A 15425-nucleotide genomic window follows, 5' to 3' on the forward strand; every position below is an offset into this window, starting at 1 on the left:
GGCGCCCGTCAGTCCGCCGAGGCCGGTGGCGGCCCACCGGGGCAGGGAGGCCACGATGACGATCCAGAGGGCGCGTTTGGGGCGGGTGACCGCGGCCATGAGCGCCCCGAGGACGAGGAACGCCAGGTTGAACACGCCGAGCACCCGGGGCCCGCCGGCCGCGCCGGTTCCCATGACCAGGGCGTACGCCAGCCAGCTGCCGGCGAAGACGCCCATGAGGGTGGCCGCGACGACGTCCCGGGCGCTGAAGGCGAGGATGCTCACCAGGAACTGCAGCGCGAACGCGGGCAGCACGCACAGGGCGACGGCGCGCCGCTCCGACTCGTCGAACACGCCCAGTTGCAGGCAGCCGGTCATGACGGAGGCGATCGCCACGGTGAAGAAGCCCAGCGGCATCGGGGAGGCCATCGGGCGCAGGTTGATGCGGGTCATCGCGCGCAGGTCGGGTTCGAAGCGGCGCCCGGATCCGCTGCCGGCGGCGGCATCTGTACTCATGTGCGGGGTCACTCTCGGTCAGGGGGCGAAGCAGGGGTCGACGGCGGGGTGCCCGGTCGGGGCCGGGGGCAGGGTGCCGCGGGCGGCACGCCACCGGCGGTGCTCCTCGGACTCGGCGACCGTCTCGGCCATGGCGTCGGCCTGGCGGGCGCCGGCCGACCGGTAGCCGCCGAAGCGGGCGACGGGGCTCCAGTCGGGGCTGACCGGCGGCAGGGACTCGTCGAGGCCCTCGTACTCGGCGCTCGCGTGGACGATCCGTCCGCCGACCACGGTGAGGACGGACTCGATGTCCGGGATCGCGGCCTCGGGCACGGTGAAGTAGTCCGCGGACAGCACCGCGAGGTCGGCGAGGAAGCCTTCGCGCAGCATGCCCTTGGTGTCGTCCTCGCCGGTCAGACGGGCACCGCCGCGGGTGTACAGCTCCAGCGCGTTCTGCCGGTCGAGCAGGTTCGCGGCCGGGTAGAGGGCGGTGCCGCCCACGGTGCGGCCGGTCACCAGCCAGTGCAGGGAGACCCACGGGTTGTACGAGGAGACGCGGGTGGCGTCGGTGCCGGCGGCGACGGTCAGCCCGCGCTCCAGCATGGCCCGGACGGGCGGGGTGCGGGAGGCGGCCTCGGCCCCGTAGCGCTCCAGGAACGCGGTGCCCTGGAAGGACATCCGGTTCTGCACGGACAGGGCGCCGCCGAGGGCGGCGATCCGGTCGAGGCTGGCGTCGGAGACGGTCTCGGCGTGGTCGAAGAGCCACCGGCTGCCGGCGGGGAAGAGCCCCTCGGCGGCGAGCTTCTCGAAGACGGCGAGGTCGCGGCGGATGGTCTCGTCGTAGGTGGCGTGGAGGCGGAAGCCCCAGCCGTGCTCGGTCAGCAGCCGGACGGCCTGCTCGAACTCGGCCTCGTAGCCGGGCGCGAGCTGGGGCCGCGGCTCGGAGAAGTTCTCGAAGTCTGCGGCGGCCCAGGTCAGGTTTTCGCCGGCGCCGCCCAGGCGCAGCCACTCGTCGCCGTCTCCGGGCCGTACCGTCTGCGTCCAACGCCGCAGGTCCGCGAGTTCCTGTCCGGCGGTCTGCGGGAAGAGGTGGTAGGTGATGCGCAGTGAGAGCTCGCCGGAGCGGGCCAGGTCGATGACGGTGGCGTAGTCGTCGGGGAAGTTCTGGAACCCGCCGGCGGCATCGACGGCCGAGGTGAGTCCGAAGCGGTTGAGTTCGCGCAGGAAGTGGCGCGTGGAGGCCCGTTTGTCGGCGGCGTCCAGGACGGGCGCCTTGGCGAGGGTGGAGTAGAGGAGCAGCGCGCTGGGCGCCGCCAACAGCACCCCGGTCGGTTCGCCGTCGCGGCCGCGGACGATCTGCCCGCCGCGCGGGTCGGGGGTCTCGCGGGTGTAGCCGGCGGCCCGTACGGCGGCCCGGTTCATCAGTGCTGACTGGTACAGGTGCAGGACGAAGACCGGGGTGTCGGGCGCTGCGGCGTTCAGTTCGGCGACGGTGGGCATCCGGCGCTCGGCGAACTGTTCGGCGGTCCAGCCGCCGACGACGCGTATCCACTGCCCCTTGGGGGTGCGGCCCGCCTGCTCGCGGAGCATCGCCAGGGCCTCGCGGAGGCTGGGCACGCCGTCCCACCGCAGTTCCAGTACGTAGTTGAGGCCGCCGCGGATGACGTGGAGGTGGGAGTCGTTGAGTCCGGGGACGACCCGGCGGCCGAGGGCGTCGACGACCCTGGTCGCCGGACCGACGTGGGGGGCCAGGTCGTGGTCGTCGCCGAGGGCGAGGATCCGGCCGTCGCGGACGGCCAGGGCCGTGGCGGCGGGCCGGGCCGGGTCGCCGGTGTGGATCCTGGCGTTGCGCAGCAGGAGGTCGGCGGCGGGGCTGCCGGGGCGGGTCGCCGGGACGACTCCGGTCACGGGCATGCTCGGGCCGGGCGTGCCGTTCGCGGTGGCGCCGGTCATGCCAGGGCCTCGCGCAGGGTGTCGACGGCGAGCCGGATCGCCAGGCCGGCGGCCCGGGTCTCGCGCAGGGCGTTCAGCATGACGAAGTCGTGGATGGTACCGAGGACGCGCACCGCGGTGACGGGCACGCCTGCGGCACGCAGCGCGGCCGCGTACGCCTCGCCCTCGTCGCGCAGCACGTCGGCTTCGGCGGTGATCACCAGGGCCGGGGGCAGGCCGGCGAGCTGCTCGGTGGTCGCGCGCAGCGGCGAGGCGGTGATCCGGGCGCGGTCGGCGGTGTCGGTCGTGTACTGGTCCGAGAACCACCGCATGGCGTCGCGGCGCAGGAAGTAGCCCTCGGCGAAGGCCTCGTAGGAGGGGGTGTCGAAGGAGGCGTCGGTGACCGGGTAGAGGAGCACCTGCTGCCGCAGGACGACGTCCCCGCGTTCCTTGGCCATGAGGGTGAGGGCGGCGCTCATGTTGCCGCCGACGGAGTCGCCGGCGACGGCGATCCGGCCGGCGTCGAGCCCCTTCGCGGCGCCGTCGCGGACGATCCAGCGGGCCACGGCGTAGTTCTGCTCGATCGCGACGGGGTAGCGGGCCTCGGGCGACAGGTCGTACTCGGGGAAGACGACGGCCGCGCCGGTGCCGGCGGCCAGTTCACGGACCAGCCGGTCGTGGGTGTGGGCGTTGCCGAACACCCAGCCCGCGCCGTGGATGTAGAGGACGACGGGGAGGGGGCCGGCTGCGCCGCGGGGGCGGACGATGCGGGCGCGGACTGAGCCGGTGGGCCCGTCCTCCACGGTGGTCCACTCCTCGTCGGTCTCGGGCAGGGACACGCCTTCGCCGTTCTGGACGGCGTCGACGGCCTTGCGGCCGTCGGCGACGGGGATCTCGTAGAGGAAGGGCGGCAGGGCCGTGGCGTCGGCGAAGGCCTGGGCGGCGGGCTCCAGCACGGGGTCGTGCGGCATGGGGGTGCTCCTTCGGCGGAGGGTGGGCGATGGGGGGTGGGGCGGCGGGGAGGAGCGCCGGGGTGGGGAGCGCGCCGGGGTCGGCGCGGCTCCGGCGCCGGGGACGCGCCGGCGGCCGCTCCCGGGTGGGAGCCGGCCTCCGGCGCGCCCCGGGCGGCGTCCGCTCAGTCCAGGAAGGCGAGTAGGGCGGCGTTCACCTCGTCGGCGTGAGTCCACAGCAGGCCGTGCGGGCCGCCGGGCACGATCGTCAGCGTGGCGCCCTCGATGAGCTGCGCGAGCGGGACCGCGGTGGCGTCGACGGGCAGGATGCGGTCGGCGTCGCCGTGGATGATCAGGGTGGGGACGTCGATGCGCGGCAGGTCCGCGCGGAAGTCGGTCAGCCAGGCCTGGACGCAGTCGAAGGTGCCCTTGGCGGAGGCGCCGACGGCGACGTTCCAACTGGCCCGGACGGCCTGCTCGCTGATGCGCTCCCCGCCCAGTACGTCGGTGTTGTAGAAGTCCGCGAGGAAGGAGGTCATGAACGCGAACCGGTCGGCGGCGATGGCCTCCTCGATCCCCTTGAAGACGCTCCCCTCGACGCCGCCCGGGTGGTCATCGGTCTTGAGCAGGAACGGCGGGACGACGCCGATCACGACGGCCTTCGCGATCCGCTCGGAGCCGTAGGTACCGAGGTAGCGGGTGACCTCGCCGCTGCCCATGGAGAAGCCGACGAGCACGGCGTCGCGCAGGTCGAGCGTGGTGAGGAGGGCGTGCAGGTCGGCGGCGAAGGTGTCGTAGTCGTAGCCGTCCGCCGGCTGGTCGGAGCGGCCGAAGCCGCGCCGGTCGTACGTGATCACGCGGTTGCCGGCGGCGAGCAGGGCGGCGGTCTGCTTCTCCCAGGAGGCGCCGTTGAGGGGCCAGCCGTGGATCAGCACCACGGGGCGGCCGGCGCCGTGGTCCTCGTAGTACAGGCGGAGGGGCGCGCTGTTGCCTTCGGCGACGTCGATGTAGGGCATGGGTGTTCCTTCGGTACGGGTCCGGCCGCCGCTGCGGTGGGGCGGACGGACGGTGGATGGGGCGGTCGGGGCGGGAGGGGAAGCGGGAGGGGAGCGGCCCGTACGCCGTCCCCCTCGTTCAGGGCCGCAGCGCCGGGGTGTCGGCGAGGGTGGCGGCCACGAACCACACCTGCGCCTCGCCGGTGCGGACGACCCCGGACACGAGGAGGTCGGCGGTGCCCTCGTCGCCCTCGGCGGCGACCCGGGCCGCGGCGTCGCGGGCGTCGACGAGGATGCGCTCGTGGGCGTCGAGGAGGCGCGACAGCATGGCGGGCACCGACTCGACGCCGTCCGGCGGGCGGGGGACGGAGGTCAGCTCCGCCACGTGCCGGGGGTCGCCCACTGCGACGCCTCCGAGGGTCTGGACCCGCTCGGCCAGGGCGTCGACGAGTTCGAGCTGCTCGCCCGCGTGCTTGTCGAGCATCAGGTGCAGCGAGTGGAAGGTCGGCCCGTGCACGAGCCAGTGGTGCTTCTTGTAGAGCGAGTAGAGGACCTGGGTGTCCGCGAGGAGTTGGTTGAGGCGCCGGCAGGCGTACGAGCGGGTGTCGTGGGCGAGGCCGAGCGGCAGTGGCCTGAGCGTGCCGAAGGGATGGATCTGCACGCCCTCGTGGTGCAGCGGCGGTCGGCCGCCGGCGAGGAGGGGTGCCTCCGCGGGCGCGGGTGCGGGGTGCATCGGTGGGTCGCTCCGAACGGGGAGGTGGTCGGGTGCGCGCGGGCGCGCGCGGGCGGGGCCGGTACGGCGGGGCGAGGCCGGTACGGCCGCTGTCGTCGCGGTGGGGCGGTCCGGCCGCCCGCCCTGGTCGGGGAAGCGGGCGGCCGGATCCGTCTAGGCGGCGGGCCGGTGCAGGACGAGCCGGGTGAGCAGTCCGCTGCCGACGCCCGCGGCGAGCACGGGGACCGTCCACCACAGCGGGTACGGCGCCAGGCCGAGCAGCCGGTCGAGGGACCAGGCGCCGGGACCGGTGGCGGCCAGCGCGGCGGCGGCGCCGATCAGGACCAGGGGGTATTCGTAACCGTCGTTCTGCACCCACAGCCCGTTGGGCCGCTTCACGGTGAGGGCGACGGTCATGACCCCGATGGCCCCGGTCGCGGCGAGCGGCGTCAGCAGGCCGGCGGCCAGCAGCAGCCCCGAGCCGATCTGGCCGCCGCCCGCCGCGAGTGCGGTGAGGGCACCGCCGCGGAACCCGTCGGCACGGAACTCCTCGGCTCCGCCCGCCAGGCCCCGGCCGCCGAGGTGCGTGCTGATCTTCTGCACTCCGTGGCCCGCGATGAGCAGGCCGACGAGCAGGCGCAGGACCAGGAGGCCGGTGTCCAAGGAGGTCAGCCGGCGGCGTGCGCGCCGAGGATGCTCTGCGCGTACACGACGCCGAGGCCGTAGGCGCCCGCGTGCTCCTTCACGATCTCCATGACCGCGCCGTAGGTCTCCTGGCGGGCCCAGTCGCGCTGGAGCTCCAGCAGCACCTGCACCCACGTCACCGGGACGGCTCCGGCGGCCGTCATGCGGGCGATGGCGTGCTCGTGGGCGGCCGGGGTGACGCCACCGGAAGCGTCGGTGACCACGTACACCTCGTAGCCCTGCGCCAGCGCGGACAGGGCGGGCAGCACCAGGCAGACCTCGGTCCACAGGCCGGACAGGACGATCTTCTTGCGGCCGGTGGCCTTGACCGCCTCGACCAGGGCCTCGTCCTCCCAGGCGTTCATGCTGGTGCGGTCGATCGGCTTCTGGTCGGGGAAGACGGCGGCCAGCTGCGGCAGCAGCGGGCCGGAGAAGGACTCGGCGGCCACGGTGGTCAGGACCGCCGGAACGTCGAAGGCACGGGCCGCCTTGGCCAGACCCACCGTGCTGTTGATGATGGCGGCACGGTCGCCGCTGCCGGTGCCGAAGAACATCTGCGGCTGGTGGTCGACGAAGAGCATCACTGCGTTGTCGGGAGTGAGGAGGTCTGCGCTCGGGGCGGCCTGCACCTGGGTGACGTCGAACATGGGGGTCCCCTCTGATGGGTGTGGAATGTCAGTCGGAATACGTGGGCAAGTGCCCGCCGCGCGGTCCCGCGCGCCCGGCACACCCCGAACGTACGGCCGCCGGAACAGGCCGAGTTGACCCTGCGTGCCCGACGACTGTCCCCCGAGCGCCAAGGACTCGACGGCCGCTGATGGTGTCGACCGTGCACGCGGGGACGTGCGTCCGCCCCCGCCCGTGGGAGACCATCGTGTGGGAGCGGACGCCGCGGTGCGGCTTTCGGTGAGCCGCGCCCGATGAGCCTCGAACTCCCATCGCCCTGCTCGTAGGGGTGGCACACCTCTACTACTAGGGAAGTGTCCGGCCGATCACGTGCGGAGCGCGGCGGGTTCAGGGACCGGAGGACAGGGCGGTGAGCACGCGGTCCGGGGTGAGGGGCAGGGTCCGGATCCGGCGGCCGGTCGCCCGGGCCACGGCATTGCCGACCGCCGCGGCCGTGCCGACGATACCGATCTCGCCGATGCCCTTGCTCCCCATCGGGTTGAGGTGCTTGTCGTGTTCGTCGAGCCAGGTGACCTGGACGTCCGGTACGTCCGCGTGCACGGGTACGTGGTACGAGGCCAGGTCGACGGCCGCGAAGTCCCCGAACCCGGGGTCGAGGGCACTGCCCTCCGTCAGGGCCATGCCCAGCCCCATCACCATCCCCCCGACGAGCTGGGAGCGCGCGGTGTCGGGGTTGAGGATCCGCCCGGCGGCGAACACGCCGAGCATCCGGGCCACCCGTACCTCACCGGTCACCGTGTCCACCCGGACCTCGGCGAACTGCGCCCCGAAGGCGTGCCGTGCGTAGGGCGACCGCTGCTTCGCCGACGCCGTGGTGTCCGCGGAGACCGTCAGCCCGCCGTCCGGGACGGCACCGCCGTGGCGTGCCACCGTCGCGGCCAGGGCCACGCACGCGTCGTGCACGGCCCATCCCCAGGAACCCGTCCCCGAGGAGCCCCCGGCCAGCGAGGCGGCGGGCAGTCCCGTGTGCCCGATCGCCACGGCGACCCGGTCCGGCGCCACGCCGAGGGTCTCGGCGGCGATGTCACCCAGCACGGTCCGCGCGCCCGTGCCGATGTCCGTGGCGTTGACCTCGACCAGATAGGTGCCGTCGGCCCGGGCATGGGCCCTCGCCGACGACGCGGCGGCCCACACCGGGTACGTCGATGCGGCGACGCCCGCTCCGATGAGCAAGCTGCCGTCCCGCCGGGGCGCCCGGCAGGCGGGCCACCCGAACCGGGCGGCCCCCGCCCGGAGGCACTCCACGAGGCCCCGGCTGCTGAACGGGCGGCCGCTGTCGGGTTCGGACCGGGGTTCGTTTCGGATGCGCAGTGCGACGGGGTCCATCCCCAGGGCGTCCGCGAGTTCGTCCATGGCCGACTCCAGCGCGTACATGCCCGGTGCCTCTCCGGGGGCCCGCATCCAGGACGGGGTGGGCACGTCCAGCGGTACGACCTCGTGCGCCGTGAGGAGCGCCGGCGCGGCGTACATGACGCGGGCGGGGACGGCGGCCTGCTCGACGAACTCGCGCACCCGGGAGGTGTAGGTGGTGACCTCGTGGGCCACTGCCGAGAGGGTGCCGTCCTCGCGAGCCCCCAGCCGCACCCGGTGCAGCGTGGCCGCCCGGTGCCCGACCATCGCGGCCATGTGCCGGCGGGGTAGCGCCAGTTTGACGGGGCGCCCGGTGCGCAAGGAGGCCATCACGGCGAGCACCACGTGCGGCCGGGGGGTGCCCTTGGCGCCGAAACCGCCTCCGACGTGACCGGAGTCGACGGTGATGCGCTCTTCGGGCAGCTCGAAGAGGGAGGCGAGGACGGTGCGGACCATGGTCGACCCCTGGCTGGAGTCGTACACGGTGAGGTGCTCCGCGTCCGGGTCCCAGTGGGCGGTCGCGGCGTGCGGTTCCATGGGATGGTTGTGCAGCGGCGGAACCGTGTACCGGCAGTCGACGCGGGCGGGGGCCGCACGGAGGGCGGCGGTGACGTCGCCCGTCGACCGGACGGCCGGATATCCGCCGTTCACCTGGTCCGGCGTGTACGCAGCCGGGTGCCCCTCGCGCAGCGTGACGTCGAAGCCGGTGGTCTCGTACCCGATGCGGACGGCTTCCGCGGAGGCCTGGGCCGCCTCGGGCTCCTCGGCGACGGCCAGGGCCACGTACCAGCCGCGGTGCGGCACCTGCGGTCCTTGGAGCACCCGTAGCGTCGGGTCGTCGGCGGCTCCCAGCCGCGGCGCGTCGAAGGGGGTGAGGACGGCGACGGCGCCCCGCACGGCGAGGGCTGCGGCGGTATCGACGGTCCGCACCCGGCCCGGGCCGACGGTGGCGGGGACAGGGCAGGCGTAGAGGCAGCCGGGCGGCGTGTGGTCGGCCGCGTAGCGGGCGCGGCCGGTGACCTTCTCGGGCCCCTCACGCCGGACGACGGGGCGCCCCGGCGCGGTGGCCTGCCTGGTGGCCTGCCCGGTGGCGGCGAATTCCGCTTTCATGGTCGCTCCCGTCGCTGCTGTCGCTCCCATTGCTCCCGTCGCGCCGACGTCGACCGACCGGTGGCGCATCACGGCCCGCCGATCAGGTGGCCCGGGCGGAGGCGGAGGCCGAGACGAGGCCGTCGAGCACCTCGCAGGCCAGGTTGCGGGCCAGCTCCACCTTGAACGCGTTGTCGGGTCGTGGACGTGCTCTGCCCAGCTCGGCCTCCACGGCGGTGCGCAGGACGCCCGGAGCGGGTTCCTCGCCCAGCAGGAGCTCTTCCGCCGTGCGGGCACGCCAGGGGCGGTGGGCGAGCCCGCCGAAGGCCAGCGCCACGCGCCGCACGCGGCCGTCCGACAGCTCCAGGACCGCGGCGGCCGAGACCAGGGCGAAGGCGTACGAGGCGCGGTCGCGCACCTTGCGGTACCGCGACGGCACGCCGAAGGCCCCGGCCGGCAGCAGGACGGCGGTCAGGAGCTCACCCGGCTCCAGCAGGGTGTCCCGCTCCGGCCGGTCGTCGGGCAGCCGGATGAAGTCGCCGACGGGCACGGTCCGGTTTCCGCGGTCCGCGGGACCGAGGAGTTCCACCTCGGCGTCGAGGGCGGCCAGTGCCACGGCGAGGTCGGAGGGGTGGGTGGCGATGCAGGACGGGGAGTGGCCGAGGACGGCGTGGTCCCGGGTGATGCCGTCGAGGGCGCCGCAGCCGCTGCCGGGGCGGCGTTTGTTGCAGGGTTTGGCGGTGTCCTGGAAGTAGGGGCAGCGCGTGCGCTGGAGGAGGTTGCCGCCGGTGGTCGCCATGTTGCGTATCTGGGCGGAGGCCCCGGACGCCAGCGCCTGGACCACGACGGGGCACCTGCCGACGAGCGGGTGCGCGGCCAGGTCGGCGTTGCGGACGCCGGCGCCGATCCGCACCCCGCCGTCCTCCGTGCGCGTCACGCTGTTGTCGAGGAGCCGGCTCACGTCCACGACGGTGTCCGGCTCGGCCACGCCCAGCTTCATCAGATCCACGAGGTTGGTACCGCCGGCCAGGTAGGCGGAGCCCGGCCTGCCGCCGTGCGCCTCGACCGCCCCCGCGAGATCGGCGGGGCGCACGTACGCGAACTCCTTCATGCGATCACGTCCTGGACGGCGTCGATGATTCGGGGATAGGCACCACAGCGGCACAGGTTGCCGCTCATGCGCTCGGCGATCTCGGCGCGGTCCCACCGCGACGGTTCCCGGGTGTCTCCGCCGTCCCGGGCACCTTCGGACAGCATGCCGACGGCCGAGCACAGCTGTCCCGGAGTGCAGTACCCGCACTGGAGGGCGTCCCGCGCCAGGAACGCCTCCTGCAGGGGGTGGAGACGCCCGTCGACGGCCAGTCCCTCGACGGTCGTCACCTCCGCCCCGTCCACGGCGGCAGCGAGCACCAGGCAGCTGTCGACGCGCCTGCCGTCCACCAGGACCGTGCACGCCCCGCACTGCCCGTGATCACAGCCCTTCTTCGCCCCGGTGAGCCCGAGGTGCTCACGGAGGGCGTCGAGCAGCGTCACCCTGTGGTCCAGGTGCAAGGTGTGCGTCTCGCCGTTGACGTGGAGCACCACGTCCGAGGCGAAGCCGTCGCAGCCGTCGCGGCCGTCCATGCCCTACCACCGGTCCCGGCCGTCGCTGCCGGTCCTGGGCCGGGCCACGAAAAGGAGCGCAACCATCCGTATCCACCTCCGGCGCCGCGTCTGCCCACCCCGCCGCCGTCCATGCACACGGGATCCTCCTCGGCCGCACGCACGACGCCACCGGGAGCCGGGGAGCCGCATACTTCCAGCCCGAAACTCCGGGCCGAGCACCGAACAGTGCTGGTCGACCGACCGACCGGCCTCGACCGGGGCCATGCCGTGGTCGGGGGTACGTGGGCCGTCCAGTCGCCCACCTGCACTGCCCGGCCCGGCCCGAAGATGCTACGGATCACCGGCCCCTCCCCCGGCGAGGCCACGATCGACGCCCGGGACGCGTTCGTCATCGCCGGAGCCCGCGCGATGCGGCGCGGCTTGCTGACCCGGATCCGCCCACCGCTGGAACGAGTGCCGGGGCCTCGGTTGCGGCACCCGGCCGTCCTCATCCTGCTGCACCGGGGCGGCAGCGCTGAACCGTACGGTAGCGGGCGCAGTGACCCGTAACCGAGGGACCCATACCCGGCGAACGTCGTGATGGCCCGCTCGGCGCGCCGGTGGTCCGCCCGCAGGTGGAACCGGGCTCGTGCCCGGCCCCGTGAAGCAGCCGCTCGACGGCGCCACCCGACCGGGGCGGCGCCTGCCAGCGGCCGCCAGCGGCTTCGTCCGCCAACAGGGGCTACGGCCTGGAGCAGAGGCACCCGACGCCTGACCGACGCTGCTCGCCGGGCAATCCTCGGGAACCGGCCCGGCACCCGCTCCGAGGCGGACATCATCGGGGCATGCCCGTGCTCCTCGCGCAAAGCGACCTCGCCATGTCGAACGACTTCGCGGCCATCGTCTCCGCCACGATGGCCGCCCTCCTTCTCCTGCTGATCGCAGAGTTCCAAGCGGGCGTTCGCAGCAACGCCTCCGTGGCACGTTCCCTGGCGGAGGAGTACGCCGACACCATACGAGCCAGCTTCTTCGAGTTCTGCTCGGGGACGGAGCTACCGCCTGAGGACAAGAAGCGCGTCGAGCGAGAGCTTGAGCGCTACCAGCGACTGCGTCGTGTAGCCCAGCGTCATGTCGTCTGGCAGTACGGCTTCGTCGTCGCAGGATGCTGGCTGGTCTTCGGACTGGCACGGGTGATCACCTGGGCGCCACACGCCGAGGCCGACCTGGAAAAGGGCACCGACGTCGCACTGACGGCCCTGTCCGCGATCGCCATCGGCTTCCTCCTGCTCGTGCTGGGTTTCGTCACGCGCTTCCTCAACGCCTACCAGTTCTCGACGCTGCAGGAGGGGATCAGGCTTGCCGAGCGGTACGGGATCCCGGATGAGAACGACGTGCGGTCCCTCTATCGAGCCTGGGAGAAGTCCAGGAACGAACGACCGTCGCTGACGGGCCTACTCTCCTTGGCGACGGCACACTTGGACATCACCCGAATTTTCCGAGGCCGGTAGACCGGATACGGACGGCCCGGAGCCGCCGTGTCGGCGATGGACGACGCCGGGCCGTCCGACGGCGCTCGGTCGGCTGAGGGCCCTGTCTGCCGGATGTGCGGGGGCCTCAGCCACGGGACGTACGTGTGCAGGTCGGTGAGCAGCGCGAGGAGTTGCTCCAATGACACCGGCTGCTCCTGCGGGCCTGACCAGTACGTCATCAGCGTCTCCACGCACGGGATGACGAATCCGAGGTCCTCCTCGGGGACCCCGAAGGCGTGTACGGCGGAGCGTACGGGGGTTCGGCGGCCAGGGCGGGGACGGCGTCGACTTCGGTGGCCCCGGCCGGGACGGAGGCGATCAGGTCGGCCGCGGCCTCCTGGATGACCTGGCCGTAGTGCTCGTGATGCGCAGCAAGGGTATGGAGCGGATTCCCGGCAACACAACGAGCGTCCGGGTGGATGGCCGGTTTCCGTGAATCTGTTGGAATATGCCGCGTGCAAGGGGTGTCGGGAGCAGGGCTGGTCCGGCATCCTCGGCCAACGGTCCGCAGCGTTGCGCGCGCCGCTCCGGTTCGGCCCAAATGGCCCGTTTCTTGCGCAAGGGTATGGTTCTGGGTGACGCTCAGGGCCGTCGCGTGCGAACGCCGGCCGGGAGACGGACACGTCGAGGAGCGCGGCAAGGCGGCAGCCGCGGGCAGGACGGGACGGGCGCGAGCGTGGGGCTGGAGACGGATGGCTCGCGGCTCGCGTGGCCCCTAACCCAGGACGAGGTCTCCCAGCTGCTCCAGCCAGTACCTCAGCCGGTGCCACCGGCTGCAGAACCGTTTCGGACGCCCCCACCGGCGGGTGACGAGCTGCCGCTGGCAGTCCTTGCACCGCTCGACCCGCGGCTGTCGTTCCCCCATGGCCACGACTCTAGCCGAGCAGTGACGCCGAGCGCCGAACTGCCCCGGACGGCCGAGTCCCGCAGCGCGGTCCGGCGGCCGACCGTGCCCGGCAGGTCCGCGGCCAGTCGGGCGAGCCGGTCCCCTACCAGACCGATCAACGCCACCCGCACTCACAGGACGCCGCCCCCCGGCGGCGTACCGTGCGCTGCCCCGGAGCCTTGTGCCGCCGTCCGGCTGCGGTCGTTTGCGGGCATTGCGTCAGGGCGGTCGCGGGATGACCGGACTCGCCGTGGAGGCAGAAGTGACGTGTGGGCGTCGCACGACCCTCGCACGGCCCTTCCCTGCGCCGCACTCAGCGCCGCTGCGGCCCGCACCCGGCGAAGCATCTGATCGGCGGCTACATCCCGGCCGTGCAGCCATAGGGCACGAGTTCAGCGGCGAGGTCGGCGAGGTCGGCGAGACGGGCTCCCGGTGCGCCGCCACCAGGTGGTCGTCGTCCGGTCCCCTCGTGACGCGAACCCGCGCCGCTACCGCACCGCGCCCCCGACCGGTGGCCCTGTGCGACCACACCGACTGCTACGACCAGTACGTACGCACCGTCATCCACCCCGGGGCGTGACCGTGCCCCGCAGACTGCCTCGGCGGAAAGGAGCGCCGCCATGAGCGCTCACACCCGGACCCACGCGCGAGCCACGTCGCGGCCCCCGGTACAGCTCGCTGCTCTCGTGGTGGGAGCGGTCTTCCTCCTGGTCGGGGTCCTCGGTTTCGTCCCCGGCATCACGACGGCCCACGACCCCCTGCGGTTCGCCGAGCACCACTCGGAGGCCGAGCTGCTGGGCGTCTTCCAGGTCCCGGTCTTGCACAACATCGTCCACCTGTGTTCGGCATCGCCGGCATCGCCACGGCCCGCGCCGCCTCCAGCGCACGCGCCTACCTCATCGGCGGCGGCATCGTCTACCTGATGCTGTGGATCTACGGCCTGATCATCGACCACGACAGCGCCGCCAACTTCGTCCCGATCAACGCGGCGGACAACTGGCTGCACTTCGCCCTCGGTGTCGGGATGATCGCCCTCGGCGCCCTGCTCGCCCGCCGCCCGGCGCTGCGCCCGTAACGGCAGGACGTGGCACAGGATCCCGGGTCGCGGGCGACGCCACCGGAAACCTGCACTGCCCGTGCCCGCAATGCGCCGGATGGTCCTCCCGGTTGCCGGCCGGGCAGGCCCCGTCTCGGCGCCGACCGGCTCACGTGCCCGGTGGGGCCGCCGCCCTGCGCACCGCCGTCCCCGACCTCCCCGACGACCCCTCAGACGCGCAGCTCGCCGCATGGATGGAGAGCGCCGAGCTCATCGCCGACGATGACTTCCGCACCCGCCTGGCCCCCGCCGCACCAGTGCCCCTCGACCAGCCGCTGGGCCACCGCCGTGCCCGCGGCCGCCGGGGCAGCGGTGCTCGCTACTCGCTGTCCCTCCGAGGTGGCATTCGGTGGCCGCGATGACCACGGGTGGGGTGGCGGGTGGCCCGCGGGTTGTGGGGTATGCGCCTGAGGACGCTCCCCCAGGGCGAGGAAGGAGAGGAAGGCAATGAGCGCCGTTGGACGCAGCCCAGGCCTCGGCAGCGACGAGAGGGTGGGCGAGCTCGTCACGCGAGCGTCGCAGCAGATCTCGGACCTGGTCCGTGAAGAGATGCAGCTGGCCCGGGCGGAGATGACCCAGAAGGGCAAACGCTTCGGCGTGGGCGGCGGCCTATTCGGCGGAGCCGGCCTCGTCGGCGTCCTGGCCGCCCAGGCCTTGGTCGCCGGCGGGATCGCAGGCCTCGCCCTGCTCCTGCCGGTCTGGGTCTCGGCCCTGGTCATCGCCGCCCTGCTCGCGGCGGTGGCCGCCGTGCTGGCCGCAGCAGGCAAGAAGCAGGTCGCCAGGGCCGGCAGTCCGGCGCCCGCGCAGACCATCGACAGCGTCAAGGCCGACGTGGCCGAGATCAAGGAGAAAGCACAGCGATGAGCCATCAGTTTCAGGGCGACGAATCCGCACCGACTCCTGACCAGCTGCGCGAGCAGGTCGAGCACACGCGCGAAGAGCTCGGCCAGACCGTGGAGGCGCTGGCGGCGAAGGCCGACGTCAAGGAGCAGGCCAAGGAAAAGGCAGCTGAGATCAAAGAGCAGGCGGCCGAGAAGGCCGCACACATGAGCGACCAGCTCCGGGAAAAGGCAGCGCACGCCGCCGAGCTGGTCAAGGACAAGACCCCCGACCCGGTCCTCGACAAGGCAGCCCACGTCGCGGCTCAGGTACGCGACGGTGCCGCCCGGGCCGGGCACCTCGCTGCCGCGAAGGCCCCCGAGGGGGTACGCGAGAAGGCCGGGACGGCCTCGGCCGTGATGCGGGCCAATCGCACCCCGCTGCTCGTCGGCGCCGCGGCGCTCGTGATCGTCCTGCTCCTGCGGCGCAGCCGGAGGTGCACGTGAAGGCATCGAAGATCGCCTACAAGCCCGTCGGGATGGCATTCGGTGCCGTCAGCGGTCTGGTGGCCGGCGCGGCCTTCAAGCAGGCATGGAAGATCATCGGCCACGAAGACGACGCCCCTGATGCCACCGACG

General features: G+C 73.3%; 16 protein-coding genes and 2 pseudogenes. 7 read left to right on the top strand and 11 right to left on the bottom strand.

The window, feature by feature from the left end:
- The 10 genes from ACFV7Q_RS34850 to ACFV7Q_RS34895 form a co-directional block, all read right to left on the bottom strand.
- Positions 1-495, bottom strand: a 495-nt coding sequence (locus ACFV7Q_RS34850; protein ID WP_385434909.1) for a GPR1/FUN34/YaaH family transporter, incomplete at its 3' end; no start/stop codon positions are given.
- An 18-nt stretch (positions 496-513) separates the two neighbouring features.
- Positions 514-2427: an amidohydrolase gene (locus ACFV7Q_RS34855; protein WP_385434911.1), complete on the bottom strand. Its 1914-nt coding sequence runs from the start codon at positions 2425-2427 to the stop codon at positions 514-516.
- A complete protein-coding gene (locus ACFV7Q_RS34860) occupies positions 2424-3377 on the bottom strand; it encodes an alpha/beta hydrolase (protein WP_385434913.1) in 954 nt (317 codons plus the stop codon). The genes ACFV7Q_RS34855 and ACFV7Q_RS34860 overlap by 4 nt, the downstream gene beginning before the upstream one ends.
- A gap of 164 nt (positions 3378-3541) precedes the next feature.
- Positions 3542-4372 (bottom strand): alpha/beta fold hydrolase, encoded by an 831-nt coding sequence (locus ACFV7Q_RS34865; RefSeq protein ID WP_385434915.1) that lies wholly within the window; start codon positions 4370-4372, stop codon positions 3542-3544.
- Positions 4373-4490: 118 nt separating this feature from the next.
- A complete protein-coding gene (locus ACFV7Q_RS34870) occupies positions 4491-5084 on the bottom strand; it encodes a Dps family protein (protein ID WP_385434917.1) in 594 nt (197 codons plus the stop codon).
- A 153-nt stretch (positions 5085-5237) separates the two neighbouring features.
- Positions 5238-5726 (bottom strand): DoxX family membrane protein, encoded by a 489-nt coding sequence (locus tag ACFV7Q_RS34875; protein ID WP_385434919.1) that lies wholly within the window; start codon positions 5724-5726, stop codon positions 5238-5240.
- Between the two features lie 5 nt (positions 5727-5731).
- The gene (locus tag ACFV7Q_RS34880) at positions 5732-6394 is read right to left on the bottom strand and encodes a hydrolase (RefSeq protein ID WP_385434921.1); all 663 of its coding nucleotides are present in this window, start codon (positions 6392-6394) and stop codon (positions 5732-5734) included.
- Positions 6395-6761: 367 nt separating this feature from the next.
- Positions 6762-8894, bottom strand: a complete 2133-nt coding sequence (locus ACFV7Q_RS34885; protein ID WP_385434923.1) for a xanthine dehydrogenase family protein molybdopterin-binding subunit — start codon at positions 8892-8894, stop codon at positions 6762-6764.
- Positions 8895-8976: 82 nt separating this feature from the next.
- Positions 8977-9984 carry an FAD binding domain-containing protein gene (locus ACFV7Q_RS34890; protein ID WP_385434925.1) on the bottom strand — a complete coding sequence of 336 codons (1008 nt, stop codon included), beginning with the start codon at positions 9982-9984 and terminating at the stop codon, positions 8977-8979.
- Positions 9981-10496, bottom strand: coding sequence for a (2Fe-2S)-binding protein (locus ACFV7Q_RS34895; RefSeq protein ID WP_385434927.1), 516 nt, complete (start codon positions 10494-10496; stop codon positions 9981-9983). Before ACFV7Q_RS34895 ends, ACFV7Q_RS34890 begins: the two co-directional genes overlap by 4 nt.
- 297 nt (positions 10497-10793) lie before the next feature.
- On the opposite strand from ACFV7Q_RS34895, the pseudogene ACFV7Q_RS34900 reads away from it, so the two are divergent.
- Both ACFV7Q_RS34900 and ACFV7Q_RS34905 read left to right on the top strand, forming a co-directional pair.
- Positions 10794-10988: pseudogene (locus ACFV7Q_RS34900) on the top strand (IS110 family transposase); the annotation flags it as partial.
- A 314-nt stretch (positions 10989-11302) separates the two neighbouring features.
- The gene (locus ACFV7Q_RS34905) at positions 11303-11965 is read left to right on the top strand and encodes a hypothetical protein (protein WP_385434929.1); all 663 of its coding nucleotides are present in this window, start codon (positions 11303-11305) and stop codon (positions 11963-11965) included.
- Positions 11966-12701: 736 nt separating this feature from the next.
- Here the strand turns inward: ACFV7Q_RS34905 and ACFV7Q_RS34910 are convergent.
- Positions 12702-12851 (bottom strand): hypothetical protein, encoded by a 150-nt coding sequence (locus tag ACFV7Q_RS34910; RefSeq protein WP_385434931.1) that lies wholly within the window; start codon positions 12849-12851, stop codon positions 12702-12704.
- A gap of 641 nt (positions 12852-13492) precedes the next feature.
- On the opposite strand from ACFV7Q_RS34910, the pseudogene ACFV7Q_RS34915 reads away from it, so the two are divergent.
- The 5 genes and pseudogenes from ACFV7Q_RS34915 to ACFV7Q_RS34935 form a co-directional block, all read left to right on the top strand.
- A pseudogene (locus tag ACFV7Q_RS34915) lies at positions 13493-13947 on the top strand (DUF4383 domain-containing protein).
- A 134-nt stretch (positions 13948-14081) separates the two neighbouring features.
- Entirely contained in the window at positions 14082-14330 is a 249-nt protein-coding gene (locus tag ACFV7Q_RS34920; RefSeq protein ID WP_385434933.1) for a hypothetical protein, read from the top strand.
- Between the two features lie 85 nt (positions 14331-14415).
- A complete protein-coding gene (locus ACFV7Q_RS34925; RefSeq protein WP_385434937.1) occupies positions 14416-14832 on the top strand; it encodes a phage holin family protein in 417 nt (138 codons plus the stop codon).
- Positions 14829-15293: a DUF3618 domain-containing protein gene (locus tag ACFV7Q_RS34930; protein ID WP_385434939.1), complete on the top strand. Its 465-nt coding sequence runs from the start codon at positions 14829-14831 to the stop codon at positions 15291-15293. The genes ACFV7Q_RS34925 and ACFV7Q_RS34930 overlap by 4 nt, the downstream gene beginning before the upstream one ends.
- Positions 15290-15425: DUF4235 domain-containing protein (locus ACFV7Q_RS34935; RefSeq protein WP_385434941.1), on the top strand; the 136-nt coding region annotated here is incomplete at its 3' end. The genes ACFV7Q_RS34930 and ACFV7Q_RS34935, both read left to right, overlap by 4 nt.

The sequence above is a fragment of the Streptomyces sp. NPDC059851 genome, assembly GCF_042732005.1.
In the GTDB taxonomy this organism is placed as follows: Bacteria; Actinomycetota; Actinomycetes; order Streptomycetales; family Streptomycetaceae; genus Streptomyces.